The 24,564-nt window shown below is 44.3% G+C and carries 23 protein-coding genes; 5 read left to right on the forward strand and 18 right to left on the reverse strand.

The window, feature by feature from the left end; genetic code table 11:
* Positions 1–79: 79 nt before the first annotated feature.
* From HB679_RS15165 to HB679_RS15180, 4 genes are all read right to left on the reverse strand, one after another.
* Positions 80–574, reverse strand: coding sequence for a GNAT family N-acetyltransferase (locus HB679_RS15165; protein WP_214072858.1), 495 nt, complete (start codon positions 572–574; stop codon positions 80–82).
* A 150-nt stretch (positions 575–724) separates the two neighbouring features.
* A complete protein-coding gene (locus HB679_RS15170; RefSeq protein ID WP_214072859.1) occupies positions 725–1,477 on the reverse strand; it encodes an ABC transporter ATP-binding protein in 753 nt (250 codons plus the stop codon).
* Between the two features lie 2 nt (positions 1,478–1,479).
* Positions 1,480–2,964 (reverse strand): DUF5687 family protein, encoded by a 1,485-nt coding sequence (locus tag HB679_RS15175; protein WP_214072860.1) that lies wholly within the window; start codon positions 2,962–2,964, stop codon positions 1,480–1,482.
* 78 nt (positions 2,965–3,042) lie between these two features.
* A complete protein-coding gene (locus HB679_RS15180) occupies positions 3,043–4,323 on the reverse strand; it encodes a replication-associated recombination protein A (RefSeq protein ID WP_214072861.1) in 1,281 nt (426 codons plus the stop codon).
* Between the two features lie 65 nt (positions 4,324–4,388).
* Between HB679_RS15180 and HB679_RS15185 the strand changes: the two genes are divergently transcribed.
* Positions 4,389–5,021 carry a DNA-3-methyladenine glycosylase 2 family protein gene (locus HB679_RS15185; RefSeq protein ID WP_214072862.1) on the forward strand — a complete coding sequence of 211 codons (633 nt, stop codon included), beginning with the start codon at positions 4,389–4,391 and terminating at the stop codon, positions 5,019–5,021.
* 154 nt (positions 5,022–5,175) lie between these two features.
* Here the strand turns inward: HB679_RS15185 and HB679_RS15190 are convergent, their stop codons facing one another.
* Positions 5,176–6,087: a hypothetical protein gene (locus HB679_RS15190; protein ID WP_214072863.1), complete on the reverse strand. Its 912-nt coding sequence runs from the start codon at positions 6,085–6,087 to the stop codon at positions 5,176–5,178.
* Positions 6,088–6,362: 275 nt separating this feature from the next.
* On the opposite strand from HB679_RS15190, the gene HB679_RS15195 reads away from it, so the two are divergent.
* Genes HB679_RS15195 through HB679_RS15205 form a run of 3 tightly spaced genes read left to right on the forward strand, consistent with a single transcriptional unit; the run spans position 6,363 to position 8,763 of the window.
* Positions 6,363–7,949 carry a family 10 glycosylhydrolase gene (locus HB679_RS15195; protein ID WP_214072864.1) on the forward strand — a complete coding sequence of 529 codons (1,587 nt, stop codon included), beginning with the start codon at positions 6,363–6,365 and terminating at the stop codon, positions 7,947–7,949.
* A 25-nt stretch (positions 7,950–7,974) separates the two neighbouring features.
* Positions 7,975–8,433: a D-aminoacyl-tRNA deacylase gene (gene dtd, locus HB679_RS15200; protein ID WP_214072865.1), complete on the forward strand. Its 459-nt coding sequence runs from the start codon at positions 7,975–7,977 to the stop codon at positions 8,431–8,433.
* 3 nt (positions 8,434–8,436) lie between these two features.
* Positions 8,437–8,763, forward strand: coding sequence for a nucleotide pyrophosphohydrolase (locus HB679_RS15205; protein ID WP_214072866.1), 327 nt, complete (start codon positions 8,437–8,439; stop codon positions 8,761–8,763).
* A gap of 205 nt (positions 8,764–8,968) precedes the next feature.
* Here the strand turns inward: HB679_RS15205 and HB679_RS15210 are convergent, their stop codons facing one another.
* The 13 genes from HB679_RS15210 to HB679_RS15270 all read right to left on the reverse strand — a co-directional run bounded on the left by HB679_RS15210 (position 8,969) and on the right by HB679_RS15270 (position 22,837).
* Entirely contained in the window at positions 8,969–9,715 is a 747-nt protein-coding gene (locus tag HB679_RS15210; RefSeq protein WP_214072867.1) for a 2-phosphosulfolactate phosphatase, read from the reverse strand.
* 133 nt (positions 9,716–9,848) lie between these two features.
* On the reverse strand, positions 9,849–10,931 hold the full coding sequence (gene gcvT, locus HB679_RS15215; RefSeq protein WP_214072868.1) for a glycine cleavage system aminomethyltransferase GcvT: 1,083 nt from the start codon (positions 10,929–10,931) through the stop codon (positions 9,849–9,851).
* A gap of 132 nt (positions 10,932–11,063) precedes the next feature.
* The gene (locus tag HB679_RS15220) at positions 11,064–12,293 is read right to left on the reverse strand and encodes a glycosyltransferase family 4 protein (protein ID WP_214072869.1); all 1,230 of its coding nucleotides are present in this window, start codon (positions 12,291–12,293) and stop codon (positions 11,064–11,066) included.
* A gap of 85 nt (positions 12,294–12,378) precedes the next feature.
* A complete protein-coding gene (locus tag HB679_RS15225) occupies positions 12,379–12,987 on the reverse strand; it encodes a ribonuclease HII (RefSeq protein WP_214072870.1) in 609 nt (202 codons plus the stop codon).
* A 97-nt stretch (positions 12,988–13,084) separates the two neighbouring features.
* Complete coding sequence (locus HB679_RS15230; protein ID WP_214072871.1) at positions 13,085–13,516, reverse strand: DUF1801 domain-containing protein; 432 nt, start codon at positions 13,514–13,516, stop codon at positions 13,085–13,087.
* Between the two features lie 181 nt (positions 13,517–13,697).
* Positions 13,698–14,936, reverse strand: a complete 1,239-nt coding sequence (locus tag HB679_RS15235) for a PP2C family protein-serine/threonine phosphatase (protein WP_214072872.1) — start codon at positions 14,934–14,936, stop codon at positions 13,698–13,700.
* Positions 14,937–14,977: 41 nt separating this feature from the next.
* A complete protein-coding gene (locus HB679_RS15240) occupies positions 14,978–16,087 on the reverse strand; it encodes an ABC transporter permease (RefSeq protein ID WP_214072873.1) in 1,110 nt (369 codons plus the stop codon).
* An 85-nt stretch (positions 16,088–16,172) separates the two neighbouring features.
* Complete coding sequence (locus HB679_RS15245) at positions 16,173–17,303, reverse strand: glycosyltransferase (RefSeq protein WP_214072874.1); 1,131 nt, start codon at positions 17,301–17,303, stop codon at positions 16,173–16,175.
* The gene (locus HB679_RS15250) at positions 17,287–18,264 is read right to left on the reverse strand and encodes a lysylphosphatidylglycerol synthase domain-containing protein (protein WP_214072875.1); all 978 of its coding nucleotides are present in this window, start codon (positions 18,262–18,264) and stop codon (positions 17,287–17,289) included. The genes HB679_RS15245 and HB679_RS15250 overlap by 17 nt, the downstream gene beginning before the upstream one ends.
* 104 nt (positions 18,265–18,368) lie before the next feature.
* A complete protein-coding gene (locus HB679_RS15255; protein WP_214072876.1) occupies positions 18,369–18,623 on the reverse strand; it encodes a Txe/YoeB family addiction module toxin in 255 nt (84 codons plus the stop codon).
* Positions 18,620–18,874, reverse strand: coding sequence for a type II toxin-antitoxin system prevent-host-death family antitoxin (locus HB679_RS15260; protein WP_214072877.1), 255 nt, complete (start codon positions 18,872–18,874; stop codon positions 18,620–18,622). Before HB679_RS15260 ends, HB679_RS15255 begins: the two co-directional genes overlap by 4 nt.
* 65 nt (positions 18,875–18,939) lie before the next feature.
* Positions 18,940–21,783, reverse strand: coding sequence for an excinuclease ABC subunit UvrA (gene uvrA / locus HB679_RS15265; protein ID WP_214072878.1), 2,844 nt, complete (start codon positions 21,781–21,783; stop codon positions 18,940–18,942).
* Between the two features lie 280 nt (positions 21,784–22,063).
* Positions 22,064–22,837: a lytic transglycosylase domain-containing protein gene (locus HB679_RS15270; RefSeq protein WP_214072879.1), complete on the reverse strand. Its 774-nt coding sequence runs from the start codon at positions 22,835–22,837 to the stop codon at positions 22,064–22,066.
* Between the two features lie 240 nt (positions 22,838–23,077).
* Here HB679_RS15270 and HB679_RS15275 point away from each other — a divergent pair, with 240 nt between their 5' ends.
* The gene (locus tag HB679_RS15275) at positions 23,078–24,508 is read left to right on the forward strand and encodes a pseudouridine synthase (RefSeq protein WP_214072880.1); all 1,431 of its coding nucleotides are present in this window, start codon (positions 23,078–23,080) and stop codon (positions 24,506–24,508) included.
* Positions 24,509–24,564: the final 56 nt, after the last annotated feature.

The following is a 24,564-nucleotide window of genomic DNA, read 5'->3' on the forward strand; positions in this document are numbered from 1 at the left end:
CGAGCCGGAGATTGCCACGCTACGCTCGCAATGACGTGGTGGTAAGGGGCGCTCTCCGGCATGGCGAGAGAGAAGCCCCTTACAAATCCTTCCGCATCACATAATCATTCAAAAAATACTTATCGAAGGGAATATCAATCTCATAGGCGATAACAAACCCCATCTTTTCATAAAAGCTACGAGCTGGATTTTGCCGATGTACATTAAGCTCTAAAACGCTTTTGCCTGCCGCACGCACCCTGTCATAAATTTCATGGAGCAATGCCTTACCTACGCCTTTGCCCTTAGTTGATGGCAGGCTGTACAATTTCTGTAAACGGTAAACTTGTGGGTCGCTTTCGTGGGGCGAATAGGCGGCAAAGGCTACCGGCTTTTCATCGGCATATAAGAGCAAAAATGTTTGCTCGTTATTGGCTAGCTGGTTGGTTAACGTTTCGGTCGAATAGCGATCGGCCAGCATAAATCCGATCTGGTCGGCCTCTAAAATGGGCGAATAAGTTGGCCACCAAATTTCGTGAGCCAATTGCCTGATGGTCTCTACATCAGCAAGGGTTGCTTCTTTAATGGTATACATAATAATTAGCTGTCATTGAGAGAGCTGCGACCTTTCTCCTTGCGATTGCTTCGTCATTCCGGCCGCGCAATGACAAACGCATATCTGTCATTGCGAGCGTAGCGTGGCAATCGCACGCGTTAAAGTTTTCTTATTGCAATGACAAATTTGTTAATGATTTTCTTCGGGATCAATGTTTAACTCAGTAGCGGCCGGTGCCGTCACTGTTTGTCCAATGGCAAAGTACTGTTCCAACTCGCCCAATGTTGATGAATTGGTAGCCATATCTTTAATGATCTTACCTTTTTCCATCAACAGAATGCGGTCGCAAACATCGGTAACGTGGTTCAAATCATGGCTGGATACAATGGTAGTAACGCCTTTAGCAGCCTGTTCTTTAATAATATTTTTAAGTCGGAACTGCGTCGTCGGGTCAATATTAGCAAATGGTTCATCAAGCATAAGCAAGTCCGGGCGTTGCAGCAGGCAGGATACAATACCCACTTTTGTTTGATTCCCTTTTGAAAGATCGCGGATATACTTGCCTTTCTTCAGGATCTCGCCGTTAAAGAAATCAGCGTAGCCGTTCAATATGTCGTCGACATGAGCGTGCGACAGTTGATGCAGTCCTCCTATAAAGTAGAAATATTCCTCGGGTGTCAGGTAGTCTATCAGGAAACCTTCATCCAGGTAAGCGGCCGTATAGGTTTTCCAGTTCTCGCCACCCGCAACAGGTTCGCCATTGGATGTTACCTGGCCAGACTCCGGACGAATCAAGTCAAGAATCATGCGGAAAAGCGTGGTCTTACCTGCGCCGTTATTGCCCACCAGGCCAATGCTTTCGCCTTTGCCAATTTCTAAAGCCGGGATGTTGACTACGGTAACACCGCTATATACTTTTTTAAGCTCTTTTACTTGTATCATGCTTACTTGTTTCTAAAACCTTCTAATATTGCAAATTTGCGTTTGTGAAAATCGGCCTCCAAAAATTTGATGCAGAAGCCGCGGGTTAATATGCCTGTTAAACCGATGGCGCCTAATACTGCCAGGGCCACATCAGGCAAGCCTAACAGTTTTAAAGGCACGTATACTATAAACGGCGGTATAAACAGCAGGAACGAGAGGATCAACTGCGTTGCGCCGACACCCTCCCAGTTAAAAGATGCACCTTTGCTTAAATCTATACGTTTGGCGTTGCGGTTGGCAAAATATAGCACAATGTTGGTGGTTACGCCCAGGTTCCATAAATACATCATAGCATGTACCAGCAATACGCGCCAGCCAAAATAGGCATAAGGCGTGGTTAAAATAAAGGCTACGGTTGATGCTGTAGTAAACAACAGATATTTGCCCTTTAAAAAGTCTGAAAAACTTACCTTACTTACCATCAGTCCGTCAAAATGCGATGCCTGCCAGCTAAACATAAACTGACCATAACTGATGATGAAGAAACCCGTCATAAACATCCCTGAAAAAACCTTCAGGTAATCACTACCGGCGCCATGTTTGTTTGGCCCCAAATAAAACATCAGCCCATAAAATAAAAAAAGCAAAGACATCGTCATGGCAGATCTTGGGCGTTTATTGCGAAGGATAAGCTTGATCTCGTTTGCCACCAGATCACCTACCGGGCCAAAGCTATTGAGTATTGGAAATTCTGTGCTGCTTTTGTATTTATCTTTCTTGGTCTGCAGCTCTTCCAGGTAAAGGTTTTGCTTGAGATATAAAAAATTGAAATAGAACATGAAGATACCTAAGGCCAATGGGATGAGTGCCAATATCGGTGTCTTTAATACATTGCCAAAAAACAGGTAGGATATATCGCGGATAGAGTAGAAGTGCCACTTAAAATCGCCTAAAATCAACAAGACCAAAACGCCGGTAGTTACCAAAAACACCCAGCCGTTTAAGTTTGATTTACGTTTGATGTATAGCGCCAGGTAATTGTTAAATACCGATAGACCCATCAGGGCAATAATAAAACTAAAGGCAGCCAGCCCACCGGCCGAAGGCAAGATCTGTTTAAAAATAAATGGCCAGAACAACAGGAAGGGCCACAAGTTAAAAACCGAAAATAAACCGGTAAGCGTTAGATAGCCAACAATAGTGTTACGCTTTATGGGTAATTGCAAATAGGGTTGTACGCGTAAAGTGGGCAGTTCCTGCAGTTGTATCCTCGAGAACAGCTCGCCTAAAAAATAAATAAGCACTAAGCCACAAAATGGGATAATGATAGACTGATGCGGATATACTTTTTTAAGGATCATATCCATGAAAAATCCCGCAGCTACCACATACAACATCAACAATAATATCAATAATGACATGATGATGCGTACGGCCAACGTTTTGCCTGCATTTTTTGAGCGCCCGAGGGCTTTAAACTCGTGTTTAAGGAAAGTTGTTATCATACACGACCCAGACTAAGGAATAAGATACTTGTACCGTAATTATAGGAATAATTAAGGAAAGATTTAGAGCTAACGCGATTAATATTTATACCGGTCGCCCCAAAGTTTCTTTAATTTCTCTTTGGACTCATGCTCCCGTGGGTTGTTACCGGGTTCGTAAATTTTTGTGCCGCGGATGGCTTCCGGCAGGAAATCCAGGTCGACAAAGTTATTGTCATAGCTATGGGCGTATTTATAGTCTTTACCATAGCCAATGTTTTTCATGAGCTTGGTTGGCGCATTGCGCAGGTGTAGTGGCACTGGCAAATCGCCGGTTTGTTTAACCAGGCTCATGGCTGCGCCGATAGCCGTGGTAGCCGAATTACTTTTAGCCGAGGTAGTCAGATAGATTGCAGTTTGAGATAGGATCAATTGCGATTCGGGCATGCCGATAACATTCACCGAATTGAAACAGGCCTGCGCCAATAGTAAAGCGTTAGGGTTAGCGTTGCCAATATCTTCTGAAGACAGGATGAGCATACGACGGGCAATAAACAGTGGGTCCTCGCCGCCGGCAATCATTCGCGCCAGCCAGTAAACCGCGCCGTTAGGATCGCTGCCCCGCATAGATTTGATAAAGGCCGAGATGATGTCGTAATGCTGCTCGCCGGCTTTATCATACAGCGCCATGTTTTGCTGCACATGGTCAAGCACAATTTTATTGGTGATGGTAATACTTTTACCAGATAGGGAATTAACCAGCAGCTCGAATATATTGAGCAACTTACGCGCATCGCCGCCTGACAGCCGCAGTAAAGCTTCATGTTCTTTAATGTCGATTTTCTTTTGGCTCAACACCACATCTTCGGTCATCGCCTTTTGTAACAGGCTTACCAGGTCGTTTTCCTCCAAAGGTTGCAAAATGTAAACCTGGCACCGCGACAGCAAAGCCGAGATCACTTCGAACGAAGGATTTTCGGTAGTAGCGCCAATCAATGTTACAATACCGCGCTCAACAGCGCCCAATAACGAGTCTTGCTGCGATTTGGAGAAACGGTGGATCTCGTCGATAAACAAAACGGGCAGCGTATTGCCATCCTCTTTAAGCCGGGAGGCGGTCTCGATCACCTCACGCACATCCTTAACCCCGGAGTTAATAGCGCTAAGCGAAAAGAAGGGCCTGTCCAGTGTTTGCGAGATAATATAAGCCAGCGTAGTTTTACCAACCCCGGGCGGCCCCCAGAACAACATAGATGGCAGCGCGCCCGACTCGATAGCTTTGCGCAATACCGCGCCCTTGCCCACCAGGTGTTTCTGGCCAACATAGTCGTCGAGGTTTTTGGGGCGCATGCGCTCTGCTAAAGGCGGCAAATTGTTCATGTAGTAAAAATCTGAAAAGCCAACGGCAAATCCTAAATATTTTAGTATTTTTAAATAACAATTAGATGATCAACAAGTTTACCCAATCTACTTTTCCTGCTATTTGCGACCAATTGGCCACCGCAGATACTAATCTGGCGATGGTGATCGACAGCTACGGCTACCCGCCGATGTGGAACCGGCCCAACACCTTCGAGGCACTGGTGCATATTATCCTGGAGCAGCAGGTGTCGCTGGCATCGGCGCTGTCGGCACTTAATAAACTGCGCGAAAGGGTGCAGGAAATTACGCCCGCCCGGGTTATGTTGTTGACTGATGAAGAGTTTAAAGCTTGTTACTGCAGCCGCCAAAAAACAGCCTATATCAAATTCCTGGCAGAGGCTATTCTGAACGGTCAGATAAATTTGGAACATTTTGAACAAATGCCGGATGATGAGATCCGCCTAAAACTTACCGCCCTCAAAGGCATAGGCAACTGGACGGTGGATGTGTACCTGATGTTTGTCCTCCAAAGGGCAGACTTGTTCCCCATCGGCGACCTGGCGGCGGTTAACGCATTGAAAAGGCTAAAGGGTTTACCGGCTTCCACTACACGGGAAGAAATGATCGGAATGGCCGAAAGTTGGTCGCCCTATCGCACGGTGGCTACGATGATATTGTGGCATTTCTATTTATCGGCACCCAAAAAGAAGATATAATTGTCATTGCGAGCGTAGCGTGGCAATCGCAAGGAGGATGAGAACGCGTGCGATTGCTTCGTCGTTCCTCCTCGCAATGACACAACGCAAAAAAAAAGCGGCCTTTAAAAAAGGACCGCTTTGTAAAAACGAAATTATCGCTTTTTAAATGTTTTTATCTGAAAGTAACGCTTGTTTTACCCATAGTAAAACCGTCGGCGTATAATAATATAGTGTAAGTACCTTTTTGGAATGGTTGATCATAAACCCAATCGACGGTGTAGCCTGCGCCGCTATCCTGATAGTCTATAGACGTTTTGTAGGTCGACTGCAAGTCCTGGCCATCGGCGTTAAAAGTACCGCTGTCGGTTCCGGTGATCAGGTTGCCAATAGGGTCAATAATGCGGATATAAACATCGTGCGAACCCTTGGTAGCAATATCATTGCTGGCAACAGTAAAGTTTATTTTTAACTTATTAACGTTTTTGGCTTTGGTTTCGTCAACCTCTTTGCCATTCTTTTTAACTTTATAGCCTACAACGCTGGTGGTAGCCACTTTCAAAGCAGAACCTACTTTTACTTTGTTGTCTAAGTCTTGATTTTGTTTTTCAAGAGTGGTAGCTTTTTCGCTAACGGTGCTTAAGTTGCTTTTTAAGGTATCTCTTTCGGTAGCTAAAGAAACATTCTCTTTCTTAAGCTCATCAATGTCGGCAGTATATTTGGTAACAAAGTAACGCAGCTGTTTCACGTCTTCCTGTGCTTTGCTTAGTTCGGCTGCGGTTAAAGTGCCTTTGGCCAGTTCACCTCTTAATACTTTGATCTTAGCTCTTAATGAATCATTTTTTGCTTGCAGGTCTTTGCTCATTCTAGTCTTGCCAACGTTTACTTGCTCTATTTGAGCCTCTAAGCTGTCAAGCTCTGTTTGCAAGCGCGTTTTTTCATCACTCTGTACAATAATTCTTTGATCTGAATTATTTTTCTTCATGTATAAATACACGTCGGTGCCTAATAAAGCCACAATTACCACCACTAAGAAATAAATAACATTCGAATTCTTTTTCGGCTCTTGTGTCGATTGGTTCTCCATAAAAATTGTCCTTTTGGTGCTTAAATAATAGTTAAAATGTTTGGGCCACCAGTCCGAAAACACTTGAGTTGTGGCCCGAATTTAACTATTGTTAGTTATTAACTATACGTAATAATGAATATTTTATGATAATGTTTTTTAAAAAGACTATAATAATTGGTTTTGTAGCGTTAAATGTATGTACAAAATGAATAATACGCAACAATTGTGCATCATAATAAAGCGTCCTAGTAAGGAGTTTATATCTTTGCACTTCTTAAAATAAAACCCTTTAGATGCTTCGATTACGCCATTTTACATACCTGTTGCCCTTATTGCTGACTGTACAGGCACGCGCGCAAGTAAAGCTCGATACGCCTAAACTTACAGCTGCTGATAGTATAGCGCTAAAAAAAGTGCAACAGGACCCTAAGCGCGAATTTCGGGGTGTTTGGGTGGCTACTATAGGTAATATTGATTGGCCGCAACCACATTCCACCGTCGATCAGCAGCAACAACAACTCATCAATATTTTAGACCAACATCAGCGTACCGGCCTTAATGCCATAATATTTCAGGTACGCCCGGCTGCGGATGCTTTCTACAGCAAAGGTCGCGAGCCTTGGTCTAAATGGTTGATGGGCAAACAGGGGCAGGCGCCGGTGCCTTTTTATGATCCCTTAGAATTTGCCATTACCGAAGCGCATAAACGCGGAATAGAATTGCATGCCTGGTTTAACCCTTATCGGGCTACCACCGATGCCAATTACGGCGCGTTAAGTGCAGACCATATTACGCGCCAGCACCCGGAATGGTTTTTTACTTATGGCGGATTAAAAACATTCAATCCCGGTTTGCCTGAAGTACGCGAATATATTGTGAAGGTGATTTTGGATGTGGTTGATAATTATGATATCGACGGTGTGCATATGGATGATTATTTTTACCCGTACCAGATAGCCGGGCAAAAAATCAATGACGCCGCTGCCTATCAGCAATACGGTGCCGATTTTAGCGATATACGCGACTGGCGCCGCGACAACGTCAATAAGCTGATCAAAATGTTGAGCGATAGTATCCATGCGCATAAGCCAAGAGTGAAATTTGGTATTAGTCCGTTTGGCATTTGGGCTAATAAAGGGCAAAACGTGGATGGCTCGGATACCCGCGGAGGTGATTCATATTATGAATTATATGCCGATTCGCGTAAATGGGTTCAGGAGGGTTGGGTTGATTATATTAATCCGCAGATGTACTGGCCAATTGGCGACCGCCAAAATCCGTTTGAAGTACTAATGCCCTGGTGGAGCAATAACACCTATAACCGGCATTTGTATGTTGGGCAGGCGCCTTACCGCATGTATGAGCGCAGACAGAGTAATTATTTAAACCCGGCAGAGTTGCCGAACGAGATCAAACTACTGCGAACCAACCCCCGGGTACAAGGCAGCGTTTTTTTTAGCTCGCAATCGCTTACCGGTAATAAGGAAGGGTTTACAGATTCGTTAAGGGTAAACTATTACAAGCATCCGGCTTTGCCGCCGCCAATGTTATGGTTAGATTCAATCCCTCCCAATGTGCCGCGCAACCTGGTAGCAGCCAATATCCCAAATACAACAAAAGTGCAATTAAAGTGGGATGTGCCGTTGGAAGCAAAAGACAAAGAGCCGGTTTATGGCTATGTAATTTATCGTTTTGAAGGGACACAAAAAATCGATATTTCATCGCCCGATAACATTTTGCATATCCAATATGACGCAACTCCGTCTTTCATAGATACCACGGCCGAACGCGGCAAAACTTACCTGTACCTGGTCACGGCATTAGATAGGCTGAAGAACGAAAGCGACCGCAGCCCGGCAGTCGCCGCGACAATACCTTAGCGATATTTATTATCTTGCCCTCACAATGAGAGCTGTAGTACAACGTGTAACCCAGGCCAGCTGTATGGTTGACGGAAATATCACCGGTGAGATAGACCTGGGCTTTGTGGTATTGCTGGGGGTTGAAGATGCGGATACTGAAGAAGACCTGCAATGGCTGGCTCAAAAAATAATCGGTCTGCGTGTTTTTGGCGATGAAAATGGTTTGATGAATAAAGCCCTGGCCGATGTTGGTGGCAGCATCCTGCTGATATCGCAATTCACGCTGTTTGCGCAGACTAAAAAAGGGAACCGCCCGTCATTCATCCGCGCAGCGCGACCTGAAAAAGCTATACCGCTTTATGAGCAGATGATCCGTACGCTGGATACTATCACCGGCAAAAAAACAGCGACAGGCATTTTTGGTGCCGATATGAAGATCAGCCTGATCAATGATGGGCCGGTAACTATCATAATGGATACAAAAGATAAAGACAATCATTAAGTTATGACCATAGAAGAAGCACAACAACTGGTTGACAAATGGATCAGTACTACCGGTATCCGCTATTTTAATGAGTTGACCAACACAGCTATTTTAATGGAAGAGGTTGGCGAGGTTGCCCGCATCATGGCGCGGCAATATGGCGAGCAATCCTTCAAAAAATCTGATTTGGATGTTAACCTGGCCGATGAAATGGCCGACGTATTATTTGTGCTGATTTGCCTGGCTAACCAGACCGGGATCAATCTAACTGAGGCCTTAGAGAAAAATTTGGAGAAGAAAAGTATTCGGGATGCCGACAGGCATAAGAATAATGAGAAGTTGAAATAATTACCAAGCCGTCATCGTGAGCGAGGTACGAGCGTGACGATCTCTGAACGAGTGACTGAGTCAGCGAGCTGGAGATTGCCACGCTACGCTCGCAATGACGTGGTTTTATAATAGAGCGTTGTCATGCTGAGGCACTCGAAGCATCGGTGGGCAGGCCTACGCTCGCCCTTCGACAGGCTCAGGGTGACACCCGCCCTCTATAGGATTACTGCAACTTTACCAATCGCTCACCATCCAACACTGGTATCGCCGTAGTCAGATCCACTTTCAAACAAAACTCAATATCAGCCTCAATGCCCAGTTTTTTAAGCCTTTCGCTGTGCGATGTTTTCTTGAGGTATTGATCCAGGTCGTCTTTGGCTAATTGGTACAGGTCATTAGCGGCAATGGCCGGATCATCAACCACAAAGCCGGCATCTTTCAATTGTTCAACTACCGCACCGGCAAAGAGGGTATCCTCCAGGTTAAAATTGTTTTTCCAGCCCGAGCACACCAACAGTATATTTTCGTTTTGTTGTTTAAGCCAGTTACAGATCGACGTTAAATTGATAAACGCACCAATTACTATCTTTTTCGCTGCGCGGGATAAATGTAATGCGTGCGTTCCGTTAGTGGTGGTTAACACTATGGTTTTACCGGCAACCTTTTCTTTGGTATAAGAGAAAGGCGAATTGCCGAAATCAAAACCCGTAACAACTTCGCCATTACGCTCTGCTGCCAGCAAATAGTCAAATCCTTTTTCACGGTATGCGCTGCACTCTTCTACCTGCGATACCGGGATGATGGCCTCTGCGCCGTTTTCAATACCATAGCAGATAGAGGTGGTCGCTCTGAAAATATCGATCACTACCACGACGTAATTTTTTACATCATAAAGAGGTATCAATGCCGGTGTAAGGCAAACCTCGAGGCGAGGTTTCGTAAAGGTCTTGTCAGGTGTGGTGTTATCCATTATCAATTTTTTGTTTCCCAATAACCCATCTGTCATTTCGACGAGGAACGAGGAGAAATCTATACACAGAAAAGCTTAGCGAATGTATAGATTTCTCGCTATGCTCGAAATGACAATTATTTAAAGATTGGGCTTACGCTTTATAAAATGGCGGTTTAACAATCTTTGCTTTAACGGCATTGTCTCGGATCTTGATGAAGATCTCGGTGCCTTCTTTAGCAAACTCGTTTTTTACATAGCCCATGCCAATAGCTTTTTGCAAAGAGGGCGATTGCGTGCCCGAGGTTACTTTACCAATGTTATTGCCATCGGCATCAACAATCTCGTAATCATGACGTGGGATACCGCGATCAATCATTTCAAAACCAACCAGCTTTTGTTTGACGCCGGCAGCTTTTTGCTCGGCCAATGCGGCCGAATTGGTAAATTCTTTACTGAATTTAGTCACCCAGCCTAAGCCGGCTTCCAATGGCGATGTAGCATCGTCAATGTCATTACCATATAGGCAGAAACCCATTTCTAAACGCAACGTATCACGGGCGCCTAAGCCAATAGGTTTAATGCCAAATGGCGCACCTGCTTCAAATACCTTGTTCCAGATATGTTCGGCATGTTCATTATCTACATATAATTCAAAGCCGCCTGCACCGGTATAACCCGTCGCCGAAACAATCACATTATCAATACCTGCAAATGAGCCTTTTTCAAAGGTGTAGTACTCCATGGAGCCCAGGTCTATATCTGTCAGGCTTTGCAGCGCTTCAGCAGCTTTCGGGCCTTGTACAGCTAATAGTGAAGTACGATCAGAAATGTCTTTCATCGGTACACCTTCGGTATTGAACTGGCTGATCCAGTTCCAATCTTTTTCAATGTTCGAGGCGTTTACCACCAGCATATAGGTTGCTTCGTCAATGCGGTAAACCAAAAGGTCATCAACAATACCGCCGTCTTTATTAGGCAGGCAAGAGTACTGCACTTTACCATCGTATAATTTTGAGGCATCATTACTGGTAACGCGTTGTATCAGGTCAAGCGCTTTATCGCCTTTTAAAATAAACTCGCCCATGTGGCTTACGTCAAACACACCTACTGCTTTACGTACGGTTTCGTGTTCGGCATTAATGCCTGCATATTGTACGGGCATGTTGTAACCGGCGAAGGGTACCATTTTGGCACCAAGATCAATATGAATTTGGGATAGCGCTGTGTTTTTCATTGCTGAAATGTTTTAATGAAGACAAAATTTATCGTGATTTGAGCTTGTGCGAATCACAACAGTGGTACAAAATTTTATTTGGCCTAAAGGTAGTAAAAATGCAATAGGGTACGCGCTTTGTAACAAGTATTTTTAGCTATTAGCTATAGTTTTAGGCAGTTGCTCGCAGCAAGCCTGATAAAACTCAACCAAATGTTTGATAACTACATTAATGTCATGCTCTTTTTCGGCCAATAAACGAGCGTTTTGGCCCAGTTGGATACAATACTCCTCATCCCGGGCACATCGCTGGATGGCATCATAAAACTCGTCGCGGTTATTAGCTATCAGGATGTCATGCCCGTTAGTAAAGTTAATGCCCTCGGCTCCTAACGAGGTGGAGATAATGCATTTCTGCATCGCCATACCTTCTACAATCTTCACCCGCATACCGCCGCCGGATAGTAGCGGAACGATCATGATGGATTTGCTATTCACAAACTCAAGCGCGTCATCCACCTCACCTTGTATAAAAATCTTGCCTAAGGCTTCATAATCATCAAAACGGTCTGGAATATCATTGCCGGCCACATATAGCTTTACGGGCAGGTCGCCGCTGGTGATATCATTAATAAAAGTATCCAGGAACCACTCCATACCTTCGCGGTTAGGTAGCCAATCCAGCGAGCCCAAAAAAAACAAGCTCGGAAACTCGGTTTTCCTGATATCGACGTGATATTTTTCAAGGCGCAGGCCTACCGGTATAATCTCGATTGGTACGGAAATGCCGTATTCGGTAAGCATCTCTTTATCCTGAGGGGTAAATACCGTAATGGCATCAAACTTATTTAATTGCTGCTGCTCGTAGTTTTTGATACGCCCGGCATGCATGCGCAGGTATGACTTTTTAAACGGATCGATCTTTTGTTGTGACAGGCGCCACCAGATCTGGTTTTCGATATTGTGCGCCCGGTAAATCAGCTTTGCTTTGGAGTGCTTGCGCACGGCAGGCATATAAAGCGTAACAAACAAGCCCTCAAACTGAATAATATCGTACTCCGTATTGCGCATCTCGCGAATAAGCAAAGTCTCAAACTCGGGGTCATAATAGCGGTCGACGTTGAAAGATGTTTTTTTGAACAAATTCATAGCTACACCAAGTATGGTTACGGTAGTATCTATGTCGTAAGCACGATAGTTGATCTTACCCATCAAATCCTCATCAGGCAGGCTGCTGTCATGACTATTGCGTTTGGCATTTAACGCCACCAGCGATACATCATGACCCTCATTAACCAAGCCCTTGATGGTGTTGGCCACCACAATAGCATAGCCCCCATTTTGTGGGAATGGAACACGATGACTTAGTATCAGGATTTTCAATGATTTACGGGTTTTACCAAAAATAATATTCTGAGGCTACAGTACCAAACCGCAACCTGCTCTTAATGATAATATCAACGTAATATTATAGTACTTGTATGATTACGCCATCAGTTTCCACGCTGACATTGAACGAGCGGCGATGATAAGGCGTGTAACCATTCTTTAAAATAGATTGGCGATGTTTTAAAGTGCCGTAACCTTTATTGTTGTGCCAGTCGTACTCCGGGTGCTCGGCCGCAATCTTCTTCATGTAATCGTCGCGATAGGTTTTGGCGAGGATCGATGCGGCGGCTATACTGAAGTATTTGCCATCGCCCTGCACCACACAGGCATGGGGTATGGTGGCATGTTTGTTGAAACGATTGCCATCAATAATTAAAAATTGTGGTTGCAGATGCAGTTTTTCAATGGCGCGATGCATAGCCAGGAAGGATGCGTTGAGGATATTGATCTCGTCTATCTCCAGGTTATCTACCGAGGCTACCGCGTACGCTATAGCACGCTCCTCGATCTCTGCACGCAGCGCATAACGCAGGTTCTCGGCTATCTGTTTAGAATCATTTAACAATTCATGATCAAAATCATGCGGCAAAATAACAGCAGCGGCAAACACAGGGCCCGCAAGGCAACCGCGGCCAGCTTCGTCGCAACCCGCTTCTAATAATTCATGCTGATATCTGGCTAGTAACATTGATTCTTAAACGATAGGTACAAAATTATTATTTTATGGGATACGGTTTTTAGGTTAGTGTATCAGTTTGAAAACAGGTAGTGTCCCAGTTTGAAATTTATTTTTCACTTGTAGCCTCAACCCCATATCGTATTGCCTCTTCAAGTATACTAGTGTTTATGTCTTTTAGCTTATTGAACTTAATGCAATACCCGGTCACGCTTGCCTTGCCTAGTTCTTTCCCATACGCCTGGGCTAAGTATTTCTTATCCTCGATACCAAGGATATAGATGGAGATGCCGGTTGTGTTTGCGCTCATACCAATTTGATAAAACTCCCTGGTTTTTCCATCAGCATATTTTATGATGTAAGATCCATATCCGATATTAGGATTGGAAACAATTTTATTTTCACTGTTTTTACCATCCAGAAACCATAACTTACATGCTGGCATTACTTTCAGAATGATGCGATGCAACTCTTGCATGTCACTGCTTTTTGATTCAGGCTGACTGTCAATATACGCCTTGATTTGTTCTTGTACGTTCATATAAAATATTGAGTTAAGGGTTGCTTACTCAGCTTTTTCAAATTTCGCTTTATTTTATTTATATGCCAATTCTCCCCCGCCTCTCCAAAGAAGAGGAGCCACCTGTCAATTTAACTAACGAATAGTAACATAAATAGATTGCTAATCAGAACCTTCTGCTTTAGAGAGGGCAGGGTGAGGTCTAAAATATTCTCAACGTCAAAATCGTAATATCATCAATAGGCTTACCCTTGATACCGATATTGAGGTGGTCCATCAGTTTCTTATTGAAAGTATCGGGTGATAGCTCACCATTGTCAGCAACAAAGTCCATTAAGGTCTCTTCGTTCCAGGTCTTGTCGCCGTAAGGCTCAAAATCAAGAAGTCCGTCGGTATAATTTACTAAAAGTGTGCCTGGCTCAATATCTATCTCGCCTTCATTTAAAAAGGGCAACTGGTCAAACGCGCCGATCATGGTGGTGCCCAATTTTAACTGAATAACCTCGCCTTCCGAATATAAAATGGTAGCGTTATGCCCGGCATTAATATAATTGAGCTTGCGGGTTTGCTCGTTGTATTTAGCGATAAAGAGAGTGATAAAACGCTCGCCCTGTGTATTAGAAATTACTTTTTTGTTAAGCCGGTCGATGATATTGGTCAGATCATCCTCCACCGCGGCCCAGGCATGCAGGCTGGCTTGAAAGTTAGCCATGAGCAAGGCTGCTGATACGCCTTTGCCCGATACATCGGCAATGCACCATAAAAATTCATGGTCATTCAGGCGGATAAAATCGTAATAGTCGCCGCCGATGTTTTGATGCGGCAGGTATTTGGCGCCAATCTCCACGCTTTCGTCCTTATGCATGCGTAATGGGATGAGCATGTTCTGTACTTCGGCCGCAAGCTCCATTTCACGCTGGAAACGTTCGGCTTGCAGACGCTCGCGGAACAGTTTCTTATTCTCAAGGGCTACTACCACTACATTGATCATGGTCTGGATAAAGTTCAGATCGTTATTCAACATCTCGCCAGAAGTATTGAAGTTTCCAATGAGCGCGAAAGCCAGGGCTTTACTTTTATGATAGATGGGGATGAAATAGTCGTATTTTTTGAGGATGTCGTTGGTGTTTCCACCCAGCGACTCGGGCGCTTTAATTTTATTGAGCATTAGGCAAGCCTTGTTTAACTGGCCTACCGGCTCAAAATTACCGCCGTATTTAGAAATACAGGCATACGTGCCATCTTTCTCTATCAGGAACCTGAATGTGCCTACCTGCAGGTAGTTTTGCAAAATCACTTCAAGCATCTGTATCAGCACAGGTGTCGCCGCGTTTTTGTTTATAGCCCGGGTTATCTCCAACAAGGAGTTCAACTCTGACTGCCTTTTCAACAGCAGCCTGATTAATTCGTCCTCACCGGAGGGCTGTATTGTGTTTTGCATTGTTGGGTCTCGGAGAGACTAAATTAGAGAAAAAATATAATTTAAATACGAGTGCTTGTCGATTTAATATCAAAAGCATCGCGTAAGCCAACGGTTACCAGGTTAAATGCATAGACTATCAGCATGATAGCCAGGCCCGGTGTTATAGACAAGTAGGCCGAATCCATGATGATGTAGCCGTAATGTTCTTTGATCATGCTGCCCCAGGTAGGCATAGGTGGCTGAGCGCCAAATCCCAGGAAACTTAAGCCGGCTTCTAACAATATTGCCGATGCAAAATTAGACGAAGCCATCACTAAAATAGGACCCGCAATATTGGGTAAAATATGCCTGCGGATAATGCGGAAATTGGTATAACCCAATGAGCGCGCAGCTTCAATATATTCGGTTTGTTTGATGCTGATAACCTGTCCACGTACCAATCTAGCCACCTCTACCCACATGGATAAGCCTACGGCGATGAAGATCTGCCATAAACCTTTACCCAGAGCGAATGAAATGGCGATAACCAGCAGCAATGCCGGCAAGGCCCAGAGAATATTCATGAGCCAGCTTAAAGCAGCGTCAATCCAGCCGCCGAAATAACCGGCTATGGCGCCTATGGTTATGCCGATAATGAGACTAATAAGTACAGCCATTAATCCGACAGATAAAGAGATCCGCGCACCCAGAATTAAACGGCTCAACATATCGCGACCGTAAACGTCGGTACCTAACAAAAAGGTTTTATGGGTGATATAAGCCGACGGGCCTTTGGCCAATAATTGTGGGGATAATTGGTAGGTTTTGCTCTCGGGTTTGTCTTCATCGCCAATATATTCATTGACGGTGATTTTATTGCCTGATAATTTGTAAGCGGTGATGGGCACATCCTGGTAAAAAGCGGGCTGGCCAAACAGCATTTTTTTGAAAATACCGACAGTATCTATATGCTCAGTTTTTTTTATCCGCAGCATCATAAAGCTTGAACCGGGTTTTTTGATACTGAGCTGAATGGTTTGATTATTAGCCAGCGGTGTGGAGTCGGGCATAATAAGGTACCCCAGTATAGCCACGGCTACACAAAATACAATAAACAACATCCCGGCAACGGCAAATTTATTGCGTTTAAAAGCTTTCCAGGTGCGTTGTGTTGGGTTAAGATCTGCCAAGCGGATTATTGTATTTGGCTAAAGATAACAGCTTTTAAAGATTGTAGAACAAGCCGCAGCCGATCTTGACAATAAATAAACACGCTTATTTAACCATCCTGCCCTTCCAGTAGTATTTTTTGGTGGTGCCCATTAAACCCAGGTAGGCCAGGTAGATCATGTGCAGCGGCGCGACGATAATAAGCAGTTGCAGTAATTTAAGCCGCCTAAAGAAGGAGCAAATCAGGTATAAAAACACCACCTCTATCAAAAACTTAAGTGCAAACTGAATTAGAAATACTTTAAAAAACGTCGCATTAAAAATGCCCAGCAGGATATTTACCAGCATGGTCATGTTAAACAACCACATAAAAATAGCTACGGCTATTACCTTTTTGTCTTTGTATTTGGTTGATTTGGATGCCCATCGGCGGCGTTGCTGCAAGAAAGCTTTTAGTGTATATTTGGCGTGAGTGTAAACAATAGCATCGCGCACATTCAGGAACCCTATTTTACCCGGGAAGCGCTCGGCTACTTTTTGTAATAACAGTTCGTCATCGCCGGAGGCTAATTCATCAATCCCGCTAAAACCGCCTACTTCATAAAAAACATCTTTGCGGTAAGCTAAATTAGCGCCATTGCAGGTCGAGGCCCGCTTGTTACCGATAAATGAAGCACCAATGCCAATCAGGAAAGAAAACTCCAGCGTTTGCATGCGTTCAAACAGGGTTTTCTCCTCGAAAAATATCACCGGCGACGAGATCATGACCGGCTGCTCTGCCTCAAAATAACCTACTACCGACGACAGCCATTTAGTACCCATCCGGCAATCAGCATCAGTTGCTACCATAAGCTCGCCGGTTGAAATACTGATGGCTTTGGCAATAGCTTTTTTCTTATAGGAATTTAGCGGCTTGGCTTCGTTGAGTTGTAACAGCTTTACGCCACGATCGGCATAGCTGGCTATGATTTCAGCAGTGTTATCTGTTGAATGATCATCTACAATAATTACCTCGGTGAGTTCTTTGGGATAGTCCTGCGCCAGGATATCTTCAATGGTTAAGTGTATGCGTTCTGCTTCATTGCGGGCAGCAATCATGATAGTTACCCGGGTGCTAAAATCACCGGTTTTGAGTTGGGGGCGTTTCAGGCTAACCCATCCTTTAATGAGGTACGCTACCAGCAGCAAATAGCCCGCGGTCAATATGGCACATATAGCACTATAAATTGCGATCAAAGAATTTTAAGTTAAAAATGAACACAGAGCCTAAAATAGCGGGAATAATTAAATTAATAAGCCAGATAGATGTAAAAGCTGCTATAACTGCTACTTGCTGAGTAGTGACATAGGCAAATAACGTGGCAGAGGCCGTGGCGCGAACGGGTACATCCAACAAATCAAGCGATGGTAGTGCCGACTGGATAAAAAACACGATAAAAACCATCAATATAACATCCACAAACGGTATTTCTGGAATAAGCAGATGGATAACCAGGTAGTATTGAAAAGAAAAGATAAAGAACCTGGTTAAACAGTAAGCCATAATATTTACCAGGTCCTTAAACTGATAGTCGGCCATGATATCAAAAAAGCGGTGATATTTGCGTAGAAACGATATGCTGTTTAACAGTTTTACCAGCCATTTGATATTAAAAAAAGCAACCAGAAACAAGGTGGAAAAAGCCGCTGCTAACAAAGTGATAGCAGCCAGTATCCAGCCATTTAAATGCAGAAAAGTAAAGCAAAACCAAACCAGGGCTGTAGCGCCCAGCACATTAGTAATTACATTTTGACCAAACGAGCCTACCGCCATGGCAAACACACCATGGATGCGTTTACGCGGAGGTAAAAACATTACCCGGCCACCATACTCGCCAATACGATTGGGAGTGAATATGGCCCAAGTCAATCCGCAGAAAACACCTTCAATACATTCCCATAAGCTTATTTTAACCAGTTTGCGGGTAAGATGCTGCCATTTCAAACACTCTACTAGCCAGTTAGCCAGCATCAACAAAATCACAGCCGACATCACAATTACAACCTGCTTGTGGCTAAGCCGGTCAATGGCTTTTTCAAATGCTTTTAAATTGTTGCCTTTACTTAAATATTGGTGATAAATAAATACAAAGGCCAGCACCAATATAGTGGCCTTCAACAGGTAAGAGAAGAATTTTTTGGCGATAGAGGTTAACAATAGTTTGTGATATTTGGTGCAATGTTACAAAAAAGCCGGGCAAGGTTGCCCCCGCCCGGTGTAACTATACAAAATATGGGTTGTTTTTGTTTGTAAACGAATGCTTAATAGTGATAACGGCATTGCAAAATTACAATCGCATCGTTCTCGATCTTGTAGACAATACGATGCTCAAGATTAATACGGCGCGACCACCAACCAGCCAAGTTATGCCTCAACACCTCTGGTTTTCCATTGCCCTCGAATGGCTGTCGTTCTATCTCTTTTATTAACGAATTTATTTTTTTAAGCAATGCTTTATCCATGCTTTGCCAATACAAGTAGTCTTCCCAAGCTTGGTCAAGAAAAATAATTTTCATTCCTGTATCAAAGATCTTTCTTTTGCTAATCCTTTTTCATAATCTTCTATACCTTTTAATAACCGCATTGCGTTAGCCGGGCTTCTAAGCAGGTAAAACGTTTCCTGCATGCTTTCATAGTCAGACTTAGAAATTACAACAACGTCTTCTCCAGTTGTGCTAGTTACAAAAAGAGGTGTGTGATTATTTCTGACCTTATCTAAATAAGATTTTAGTTGTTGCCGAAAAGAAGTATACGTGGTAATTTGCATGACTTATTGCTTTATATAAAGTTAGGTAAACAAATTTACATGTACAAGTTCTTGTACGTGCAAATTTACAAACCCATTTCCTTTTTCAAAAACTGACCGGTAAAGCTGTTCTTTACTTTGCACAAACCTTCGGGAGTGCCGGCGAAAAGAATGTTACCTCCGCCCGATCCGCCTTCCAGGCCGAGATCAATCACATGGTCAACCACCTTGATCACGTCCAGGTTATGCTCAATTACCAGCACCGTGTTGCCTTTATCAACCAGTTGGTAAAGCACGCCTAATAACACGTTGATATCTTCAAAGTGCAAGCCGGTTGTCGGCTCATCCAGGATATAGAAAGTGTTGCCGGTATCTTTTTTAGAAAGCTCGGTAGCCAGTTTAACGCGCTGTGCCTCGCCGCCAGATAGTGTGGTTGACGATTGCCCCAAACGGATATAACCCAAACCAACATCCAGCAATGTTTTTACTTTGCGGTAGATAGACGGAATATGCTCAAAAAACGGTACTGCATCTTCAATACTCATATCCAGCACATCGCTGATGGATTTACCTTTGTAGCGCACCTCTAAAGTCTCGCGATTATAACGCCTGCCGCCGCATTCTTCGCAGGGAACCTGCACGTCAGGTAAAAAGTTCATCTCGATAACTTTCATACCCGCACCTTGGCAGGTTTCGCAACGGCCACCTTTTACGTTAAACGAGAAACGCCCGGGTTTGTAGCCACGGATCCTCGACTCAGGCAGTGCCACATACAGGTTACGGATATCTGAAAATACTCCCGTATAAGTAGCCGGGTTTGATCTCGGCGTACGGCCGATAGCGGTTTGATCTATTTCGATCACTTTATCAATATGTTCCAGTCCCTCTATCTTGTCGTAAGGTAGCGGTTGTTTTTTGGCCCTAAAAAAGTGATGATTTAATATCGGATATAAAGTCTCGGTGATCAGGCTGGATTTACCACTGCCGGATACCCCGGTAATACCAATCAATTTACCCAACGGGAAATCGACACTGACCTTTTTTAAATTATGGCCGGTAGCTTTTTTAAGCGATAACACCTTGCCGTTACCTTCACGACGGTTTTTAGGAATGCTGATCTCGCGTTCGCCGTTAATGTAAGATGTAGTTAAGGTATGATGCAGCATTAACTCTGCCGGTGTGCCTTGTGCTACCACCTGGCCGCCATGAACGCCGGCTGCAGGGCCCATGTCTATCACGTGATCGGCCTCCAGGATCATGTCTTTATCGTGCTCAACCACCAGGACGGTATTACCCAGGTCGCGCAGGTTTTTTAGTGCGTTGATCAGTCGCTCATTATCACGTTGGTGCAGGCCAATGCTTGGCTCGTCCAAAATGTACATTACGTTCATTAACTGCGAGCCTATCTGCGTAGCCAGCCTGATGCGTTGTGCCTCGCCACCCGAAAGGGTTTTGGCGGTACGATCCAACGTCAGGTAACTCAAGCCCACGTCCATTAAAAACACAATACGGGCGCGGATCTCTTTTAATATTTCTTTGGCGATGACGTTCTGGCGATCAGATAATCTATCCTCCAACCCTTCAAACCACTCTTGAAGGGCACGGATGTCCATAGTAGCCAACTCGAATATATTTTTATTGTCGACTTTAAAATTAAGCGATTCTTTCTTCAACCTCGCACCATCGCAAACCGGGCAGGTTTTCAGCACGCGATAATTTTCCATATCGTCCATGCCTTCGTCGCTGCGGCGCTCTTGCTGTTCTTCCAGCATCCGGATGATACCATCGAACGTGATCTGGTAACTTTGTACATTCCATTTGTTATACTCGACAGATACGGTTACCATTTCATTGGTGCCGTTCAAGATAATGTCTAGTTTCTCTTTTTCCAGTTTCTCCAGTGGCGTAGACAACGAGAATTCAAATTTCTTGGCCAAAGCCTTCAATACCTGGAAAATCCAGGTCTCGCGATATTCGCCCAGCGGAGCTAAGCCGCCATTCAGAATACTCAGTTTAGGATTCGGAATAACCGATGCTTCATCTACCTCAAAAATATAACCCAGGCCATTACATTTCTCGCAAGCACCATAAGGCGAGTTGAAAGAAAACGTATTTGGCTGCGGCTCATCGTAAGAGATGCCCGAAACCGGGTCCATCAGATATTTACTAAAGTAAGCTACATTATTGTCCTTATCGGCAATACGAATAATGCCTTTAGCAGTTTTTAAGGCCGATTGTATAGAAGTATAGATGCGCTTGCTGTTTTCTTCGCTCACCTGCACCCGGTCGATAACGATATCGATATCGTGGATCTTATAGCGATCCAACTGCATCTTTGGCTCAACATCGGCAATGGCGCCATCTATCCAAACCTTTAAAAAGCCCTGTTTGCGGATCTGTTCAAACAACTCACGATAATGACCCTTACGGGCTTTCACCACCGGTGCGAGGATATTGATGGGCTGATCTTTAAAACGCTCGGTAATGGTTTTCAGGATCTGGTCCTCGCTCATGCGTTCCATTTTCTCGCCGGTAACGTACGAGTACGCATCGCCGGTACGGGCAAAAAGTAAACGCATAAAGTCATAGATCTCGGTAATAGTACCAACGGTTGATCTTGGATTTTTACTCGTGGTTTTTTGCTCGATAGCAATAACCGGGCTCAGGCCTGATACTTTATCTACATCCGGCCTCTCCATCCCGCCCATAAACTGGCGCGAGTAGGCCGAAAAAGTCTCCATATAACGGCGCTGTCCCTCGGCATAAATGGTATCAAACGCCAAGGACGATTTACCGCTGCCGCTCAGGCCCGTTATAACAACCAGCTGGTTGCGCGGAAAAGAAACATCAATATTTTTTAAATTATGTACCCGTGCGCCGTAAACCTCAACTTCACTTTGCTCGCCCAGATCTATATGTTTTTCGCTCATGTATTATAATTAGTGAATGAGTGGATGTTTGAATGAGTGAATGTTTCTTTTGTCATCGCAGAAAAACTTTACGCAATTACCAAGCCGAACTACGGCTTGATAGGACAATTTAAAGCGATGTTGAATATGAAAAAGTGTAATAAAACCCATTATTCACTCATTCAATCCATCGCTAATTCACTCATTAAAATCCAGCCTGCAAAGGTAATGAAAAAAGCCCGATCTGCGGACTTGCAGATCGGGCTTAAAGTGCTCCGTAATAAAAATTTACGCTTAAGTGTTAGTTATAAGCTATAAAGTCTTTTGGTGGTACATAGGCAATATATTTGTTGTAACCATATTGGCCAGGGTGGTCAATAACCGCCTTCATGGCAATCAGGTTATAAACATAATTTCCTGTTTCGCGGTTAAGCTTCATTCTGAAATAATTGCCTTCGCTTTGGCTCCTCATGGCTTTAGCCAGTTTGATGGATCCGTTATTGTAAGCCGCAGCGGTTAGTGTCCAGTTTTTAAACTCATTGTGCAAATCGCGAATGTAACGGCAGGCGGCTATGGTTGCTTTGCGCAGGTTAAGGCGCTCGTCAACCCCGTGGCCAACTTTAAGGCCATAAGTACGTGCGGTGCCGGGCATAAATTGCCAGATACCTGCTGCACCTTTTGCTGATGTACCTTCTTTTAAACCCGATTCAACCAGTGGTAAGTACTTGAAATCAAGCGGTATACCATACGCTAATAAAATAGGTTCAATTACCGGGAAAATTTTGCCGGCCTTGATTTGAAGGATGTGCGATTGAATATTCCGGTAGTTGTGTTTTGTTAAAGAATACTGCATTTTGCGGTACACTTTGGTATTGGCAGGTAACGTTTCGTTGGCAAAGCTATAGTCGGTTTTTGCGTCGGCATCATAATTGACATAAGAAATAAATCTGGTTGATTTTGGTGCCGGTGCGGTCGCTGTTTTTACAAAAGCGACACCGTAAATGTTGAGCTTTAAAATGACTGCCATCACCAGGATTACGGAGCACGTAATAAAGTGTTTTTTAATCATTTTCATAGTGTTAATAGAACAATCCATTTGGTAAATGTTGTACAAAGGTACTTTATATAGATCAGATTGTCAAACACTTACTGCCCCCTTAGTGTTTTGAGAATTTTAAAATAGTTGAAAAATCGCCCTTTAGACCTGTTTAAACGCGGTTTTTGAACCGGTAAAAAAAGTTGAGATTTTAAGCGCGAAACCACCTAAAAATCGTACTTTTGCCCCTCACGCTGCGAAAGCGCTAACCCAAAAACTATGGTATTTAAACGACCAGTAAACAACCGCGACGACCGCCCAAAAAGATCTGGTGCACCGTCAAAAAGCGGAGACACTAAAAGAGCATCTTCATCCCGCGGAAAAGATTTCAAAAGCGGGGATAAACCCAATAACGATACGACCAAAAAAAGATACAGCAGCGGCCCTGATGCCGAACGCAGTTCCTTTTCATCCGGCGCAGCCGACAAAAAAAGTTTTGGTCCGCGTAAGCCATACTCTGGCCGCCCAACCGGCGACGAGGAAAGACCGAAAAGAAACTACGGCGAGCAAGCCGGCGACAAATTCGCCAAAAAGAAACCATATTCAGGTCGTCCAACTTCTGACAGCGACCGCCCTGTAAAAAGAGACGGTGATAACGACCGCCCGAGAAAGAGTTTTGGCGACGACCGCCCGAAAAAGAGCTTTAGCGATGATCGCCCTAAGAAAACCTTTGGCAGTGATCGCCCCGAAAGAAAAAGCTTTGACAGTGATCGCCCGGAGAAAAAAACCTTTAGCGAAAATCGCCCGGCAAAGAGCTTTAGTAGAGATGCGCCTGCAGGCCGCAAACCTGCCGGTGATTTCAAAAAACGCGACGGTGATAAACCTTTCCGCAAAACATACGATAAACCGTCTCGCGAAAATTCAATTAGCGAAAGAGACGCACCTAATAAAACCCTGCGCCCTAAAAAGGCAGCACCTAAGAAAGCGGATGACGGCCTGATTCGCCTGAACCGTTACATAGCCAATGCCGGTATCTGCTCGCGCCGTAAGGCTGATGAGCTGATTGAGGCTGGTGTAGTTTCGGTTAATGGTGTGGTGGTAAATGAGCTGGGATTGAAAGTCGATCCGATGAAAGACGAGATCCGCTACAATGGTGAAACATTGAAACGCGAAAAGAACGTTTACGTATTGCTGAACAAACCAAAAGATTATATCACGACTACCGAGGACCCGCAAGAGCGCCGTACGGTGATGCATTTGGTGGAAAAAGCCAGTCGCGAACGGATCTATCCTGTTGGCCGTTTAGACCGTAATACAACCGGTTTGCTTTTGATGACCAATGATGGTGATTTAGCTGATAAACTTTCGCATCCGCGTAGCGCAATTACTAAATTATACCAGGTTGAGCTAAGCAAAGCCCTGGCACAAGGAGATTTAAATAAACTGCAGTTTGGTATTGAGCTGGAAGATGGCCCGATTAAACCCGATGCAGTATCCTACGTTACCGGTGCCTCTAAAAAAGAAGTTGGTGTGCAGATACACAGCGGCAAGAATCGCATCGTTCGTCGTATGTTTGAGCACCTGGGCTACGAGGTGGTAAAACTGGACAGGGTGGTTTATGCTAACCTGACCAAGAAGGACCTGCCACGCGGCCGCTGGAGATACCTCGACGAAAAAGAGATCATACAGCTCAAGCATCTGATCAAATAAAATATAAGCCCTGCAATCGCGGGGCTTTTTTATGGATTTTGCTACCTTGCAGTTGG

It is taken from the genome of Mucilaginibacter sp. dw_454 (assembly GCF_018449775.1).
In the GTDB taxonomy this organism is placed as follows: Bacteria; Bacteroidota; Bacteroidia; order Sphingobacteriales; family Sphingobacteriaceae; genus Mucilaginibacter.

Excerpts from the sequence above, each read along its gene's own strand:
- dtd (WP_214072865.1), top strand. The coding sequence starts at position 7,975 with ATGAGAGCTGTAGTACAACGTGTAACCCAGGCCAGCTGTATGGTTGAC.
- HB679_RS15275 (WP_214072880.1), top strand. The coding sequence starts at position 23,078 with ATGGTATTTAAACGACCAGTAAACAACCGCGACGACCGCCCAAAAAGA.
- HB679_RS15230 (WP_214072871.1), bottom strand. The coding sequence starts at position 13,516 with ATGAACGTACAAGAACAAATCAAGGCGTATATTGACAGTCAGCCTGAA.
- HB679_RS15235 (WP_214072872.1), bottom strand. The coding sequence starts at position 14,936 with ATGCAAAACACAATACAGCCCTCCGGTGAGGACGAATTAATCAGGCTG.
- HB679_RS15225 (WP_214072870.1), bottom strand. The coding sequence starts at position 12,987 with ATGTTACTAGCCAGATATCAGCATGAATTATTAGAAGCGGGTTGCGAC.
- HB679_RS15190 (WP_214072863.1), bottom strand. The coding sequence starts at position 6,087 with ATGGAGAACCAATCGACACAAGAGCCGAAAAAGAATTCGAATGTTATT.
- HB679_RS15195 (WP_214072864.1), top strand. The coding sequence starts at position 6,363 with ATGCTTCGATTACGCCATTTTACATACCTGTTGCCCTTATTGCTGACT.
- HB679_RS15165 (WP_214072858.1), bottom strand. The coding sequence starts at position 574 with ATGTATACCATTAAAGAAGCAACCCTTGCTGATGTAGAGACCATCAGG.
- HB679_RS15180 (WP_214072861.1), bottom strand. The coding sequence starts at position 4,323 with ATGAACAATTTGCCGCCTTTAGCAGAGCGCATGCGCCCCAAAAACCTC.
- HB679_RS15255 (WP_214072876.1), bottom strand. The coding sequence starts at position 18,623 with ATGAAAATTATTTTTCTTGACCAAGCTTGGGAAGACTACTTGTATTGG.
- HB679_RS15175 (WP_214072860.1), bottom strand. The coding sequence starts at position 2,964 with ATGATAACAACTTTCCTTAAACACGAGTTTAAAGCCCTCGGGCGCTCA.
- HB679_RS15260 (WP_214072877.1), bottom strand. The coding sequence starts at position 18,874 with ATGCAAATTACCACGTATACTTCTTTTCGGCAACAACTAAAATCTTAT.
- HB679_RS15210 (WP_214072867.1), bottom strand. The coding sequence starts at position 9,715 with ATGGATAACACCACACCTGACAAGACCTTTACGAAACCTCGCCTCGAG.
- HB679_RS15270 (WP_214072879.1), bottom strand. The coding sequence starts at position 22,837 with ATGAAAATGATTAAAAAACACTTTATTACGTGCTCCGTAATCCTGGTG.
- HB679_RS15185 (WP_214072862.1), top strand. The coding sequence starts at position 4,389 with ATGATCAACAAGTTTACCCAATCTACTTTTCCTGCTATTTGCGACCAA.
- HB679_RS15170 (WP_214072859.1), bottom strand. The coding sequence starts at position 1,477 with ATGATACAAGTAAAAGAGCTTAAAAAAGTATATAGCGGTGTTACCGTA.
- uvrA (WP_214072878.1), bottom strand. The coding sequence starts at position 21,783 with ATGAGCGAAAAACATATAGATCTGGGCGAGCAAAGTGAAGTTGAGGTT.
- gcvT (WP_214072868.1), bottom strand. The coding sequence starts at position 10,931 with ATGAAAAACACAGCGCTATCCCAAATTCATATTGATCTTGGTGCCAAA.
- HB679_RS15205 (WP_214072866.1), top strand. The coding sequence starts at position 8,437 with ATGACCATAGAAGAAGCACAACAACTGGTTGACAAATGGATCAGTACT.